We start from the raw sequence: 4166 nt of genomic DNA, 5'->3' as shown, positions 1-4166 counted from the left end.
AGAACCGCGACCTGCCCGGCGGCATGCAGCACATCGCCTTCCACCTCGCACCGGGGCATTTCGATGGCATGGTCGGGCGCGTGAAAGCTGCGGGCGTCAATGTCATCGGCCCGGTGCCGCTTGGCGGGCCGGCACGCCGCTGACTTCCGCTGACAAAGCCCTGCTGACCATCGACGTGTGGGAGCACGCTTACTACATCGACTACCGCAATATGCGCCCCAAGTTTGTCGAGACCTTCCTGAACAGCCTGGTTAACTGGGATTTCGCGCAGGCTAATTTTGCATAAAGCATTTGCGCTGTGACAAGGGCCGGTCGTTGACCGGCTTTTTTTACGCCCTGGATGTTGGACTATTGGCCCCAGGGCCGGCCGGTCAATTTGCTACCGGCCTTGATGCCGCGTTTGGCGAACCAACCTTGGTTCATCTCCAGTGCATAGCGCACCGGCTTGGTGGAGCAATGCGAGTCCAGCGACTGCGGCTTCATCTCGGCGATGTTGACGACGCTGCCGTCATCGGCGATGAAGGCGATCGACAGCGGCAGCAAGGTGTTTTTCATCCAGAAGCACTGCGGCATGGCTTCCTCGAACACAAACAGCATGCCGTCGTTGGCGGCCATGCTGGGCCGGTTCATCAGGCCGGTTGCGCGCTGCTCGGGTGACTGTGCCACCTCGGCGCGTATCACATGCATGCCGGCACCGAGCGCGATGGTCGGCAGACTTTGCGGCCTCTCTTGCGCTGTGGCCAACTGGCTGCTGAACACCGCCGCACCCAACAGGATCAGCAAGCTCGTCGCACTGTGGATGTGGCGCGACAGACCGCCGGGCCTGTCAACGCGGGCATGTTGAGAACGCTTCAGAAAATTAGGGGTTTTGATGAATATCATTTGGCTTGCCTGTGGACTCGTCTAGATTATCCTGCTGATATTCCCATGATGATTTCTGTTCCCAAGCTCCTTCTCCCTGCCGACACCGGTGCCGCATTGGCCGTGAATGGCCGCACTGCGCTTGACGACCCCGATCTGCTGGCGCCGTTCTCGCGCTGGGTGGCCGCCGCAGCCGGCGAGTCGGCCTCGGCGGAGTCGCAGTTTCAGCTCTCTGGCCTGCATTGCGCGGCTTGCGCCGGCATCATCGAGCGGGCCCTGCTGGAGTTGCCGGGCGTACAGGCGGCCCGGGTCAATGCGGCCAGCGCGCGGCTGAGCCTGCGCTGGCAGCCAGCGCAAATCCGCCTGGCGACCGTGTTGGAGCGCGTCGAGCGAGCCGGTTATGGTGCCGCGCCCGACGCCGCCGCACCGGCCCGCCAGCTGCGCGAGCGCGAGCACCGAACGGCCCTGTGGCGCTTGTTCGTGGCGGTTTTCTTGATGATGCAGGTGATGATGATGGCGGCACCGGCCTATTTTGCTGCACCCGGCGACCTGAGTCCGGATTTGGCACGGCTGCTGCAATGGGCGTCTTGGGTGCTGAGCCTGCCGGTGTTGATGTTCGCCGCTGGGCCCTTCTTCAGCGCTGCATGGCGGCAGATCCGGGCGCGCCGTCTTGGCATGGATGTGCCGGTGGCGCTGGGTTTGGCGACCACCTTTGTGGCCAGCAGCGGCGCGCTGTTTGAGCCGGGTGGCGTTTTCGGTGATGAGGTCTATTTCGATTCGCTGACGATGTTTGTTGCCTTCCTTTTGGCCGGTCGCTTTTTGGAAATGCGGGCGCGCCACCGCGCCGCCGCCGCCTTGGAGCAAACCAGCGCCGCCTTGCCGGATGCGGTGGAGCGTTTGGAGGCCGACGGCAGCAGCAGCCATGTGGCGCCCAGCCGTTTGCGCGTCGGCGACCTGGTGCGGGTCTGTGCCGGGCAGGCGTTTCCTGCCGACGGGCGCGTCGAGTCGGGTTGCACCAGCGCCAATGAGGCGCTGCTGACCGGCGAGTCACTGCCGGTTACCAAGGTCGTCGGCGACGAGGTGGTGGCGGCCAGTTTGAACCTGCAGGCGCCGGTGTTGGTGCGGGTGCAGCGGGTCGGGGCGGACACCCGTCACCAAGCGATTCAGCGCTTGATGCGTGAAGCCTTGACGCAGCGCCCGGCCGCCACCGAGTTGGCCGAACGCATCGCCGGGCCGTTTCTTTGGGCAGTGTTGGCCTTGGCGGCGGGCGGAGCACTGCTCTGGAGTTTCATTGACCCTTCAAAGGCGGTTTGGGTGGCCGTGTCGGTCTTGATCGTCACCTGCCCTTGTGCGCTGTCGCTGGCAGCGCCGGCGGCCCGCCTGGCGGCCACCGCTGCCTTGGCCCGCCGCGGCATGCTGCTGGTGCGGCTGGAGCTGTTGGACACGCTTTGCAAGGTGGACATGGTGGTGCTGGACAAGACCGGCACCTTGACCGAGGAGGGAATGGAGCTGCTGCAGACCCAGGCCGCAGGGGGCGAGGCGGTCAGTTTGTTGAGCGCAGCACGGTCGATGGCAAGGCATTCGAAACATCCGTTCTCGCGCGCCCTGGTCGCCGCCGGCGGCGCCGCACATGAGGCGGGCGATTGGACGCAAATCCAGGAGTTGCCGGGGCTGGGCCTGCAAGCGCTTGATACGCAGGGGCAAATTTGGCGTCTGGGTGCCTTGGCTTGGGTGAATGAGGGTCTGGGCGAGCGAGCGCCAGGTGAGTTGGCCGGCGCTCAGCTGGCGTTTGGCGGCGCCGGCCAGCGCTTGTGCATGCGTTTCGGCGAGTTGATGCGCGCCGATGCGCCGGCGGCGCTGGCGGCCTTGCACGCGCAGGGTCTGCGCAGCCTGCTGCTCTCGGGCGATGCGAGTGAGCGCGTCCAGGCGTTGGCGGCGGCGGCCGGTGTACAGGCCTCGCTGGGCGGGGCGACGCCGGCCTGCAAGCTGGCGGTGGTGAGTCAGCTGCAAGCCGAGGGACGCTGCGTGCTGATGGTCGGTGACGGCATCAATGATGCGCCGGTTTTAGCGCGCGCCGACGCCAGCGTGGTGATGGGGCAAGGCGCGATGCTGGCCCGGGTCAGCGCCGATGCCTTGCTGCTGTCAAACCGCTTGATGGACCTGGCCCTTGCGCGCAGCTTGGCCTTGCGCACCGACCGCGTGATTCGTCAGAACCTGCTCTGGGCAGCGCTCTACAACGCCGCCTGCATCCCGTTGGCCCTGGCTGGGTTGCTGCCGCCCTGGGCCGCAGGCTTAGGCATGGCGGCCAGCTCTTTGCTTGTCGTTTTGAATGCGCAGCGCTTGGCGCGAACGCTGGCTTAACTGAAAAATGGATATTTTGTATTTGTTGATCCCCTTGTCCGTGCTCTTGGTGCTGCTGATCGTCGGCGTCTTTGGTTGGGCAATTAACAACGGTCAACTGGAAGATTTGGAACGGGAAGGCATTCGAATCCTCGAAGATGATCATGGATTTGATGAACATCAAGTTCCGCCACCTGACGTTCGCGAAGAATCGCGCTCGTCTAACTAGAAGTCGCAAGGAGCCAACACAATGGCAAAAACCGCTGGACCGGTAAGTTCTACCGGAGAGGTGTACGAAGACGGCGTGGTGCGAGCCTTTGCACTGGCCGCCGTGCTGTGGGGCGTCGTGGGGATGTTGGTGGGGGTGATCATTGCCGCCCAACTGACTTGGCCCGAGCTCAATTTGGGTATTCCGTGGCTCAGCTATGGCCGCTTGCGACCGTTGCACACCAATGCCGTCATTTTTGCCTTCGGCGGCTGCTCGCTGTTCGCGACCGCTTACCACGTGGTTCAGCGCACCGGTTACACGCGCTTGTTCGCACCCGGCCTGGCTTGGTTCACGTTCTGGGGCTGGCAGTTGGTGATTGTCTCAGCGGCAATCACGCTGCCCATGGGCTTCACACAAGGCAAGGAGTATGCCGAGCTGGAGTGGCCGATCGACATTCTGATCACCCTGGTGTGGGTGTCTTATGCGATCGTGTTTTTCGGCACCGTCGCCATCCGCAAGGTCAGGCACATTTATGTGGCCAACTGGTTCTTCGGCGCCTTCATCTTGGCGGTGGCGCTGCTGCATCTGGTCAACAGCGCCGCCATCCCCGTCGGCCTGTTCAAGAGCTACTCGGCCTACGCGGGTGTGCAGGACGCGATGATCCAGTGGTGGTATGGGCACAATGCCGTCGGCTTCTTTCTGACGGCAGGTTTCCTCGGGATGATGTATTACTTCGTTCCAAAGCAGGCTGAGCGGC

At 63.7% G+C, this 4166-nt stretch carries 4 protein-coding genes and 1 pseudogene; 4 read left to right on the top strand and 1 reads right to left on the bottom strand.

Annotation, left to right across the window (positions count from 1 at the left end; translation table 11 throughout):
• Positions 1-127 precede the first annotated feature (127 nt).
• A pseudogene (locus RMO57_RS09305) lies at positions 128-286 on the top strand (Fe-Mn family superoxide dismutase); the annotation flags it as partial.
• A gap of 62 nt (positions 287-348) precedes the next feature.
• Here the strand turns inward: RMO57_RS09305 and RMO57_RS09300 are convergent.
• A complete protein-coding gene (locus RMO57_RS09300) occupies positions 349-882 on the bottom strand; it encodes a DUF192 domain-containing protein (RefSeq protein WP_310385970.1) in 534 nt (177 codons plus the stop codon).
• Between the two features lie 45 nt (positions 883-927).
• On the opposite strand from RMO57_RS09300, the gene RMO57_RS09295 reads away from it, so the two are divergent.
• From RMO57_RS09295 to RMO57_RS09285, 3 genes are all read left to right on the top strand, one after another.
• The gene (locus tag RMO57_RS09295; protein WP_310385967.1) at positions 928-3222 is read left to right on the top strand and encodes a cation-translocating P-type ATPase; all 2295 of its coding nucleotides are present in this window, start codon (positions 928-930) and stop codon (positions 3220-3222) included.
• 7 nt (positions 3223-3229) lie between these two features.
• On the top strand, positions 3230-3430 hold the full coding sequence (ccoS, locus tag RMO57_RS09290) for a cbb3-type cytochrome oxidase assembly protein CcoS (protein WP_310385965.1): 201 nt from the start codon (positions 3230-3232) through the stop codon (positions 3428-3430).
• 21 nt (positions 3431-3451) lie between these two features.
• A partial coding sequence (locus tag RMO57_RS09285; RefSeq protein WP_310385963.1) for a cbb3-type cytochrome c oxidase subunit I occupies positions 3452-4166 on the top strand: 715 nt, incomplete at its 3' end.

It is taken from the genome of Roseateles sp. (assembly GCF_031397715.1).
In the GTDB taxonomy this organism is placed as follows: Bacteria; Pseudomonadota; Gammaproteobacteria; order Burkholderiales; family Burkholderiaceae_C; genus Paucibacter_A.
This window is presented reverse-complemented; position numbering and strand designations above follow the sequence as displayed.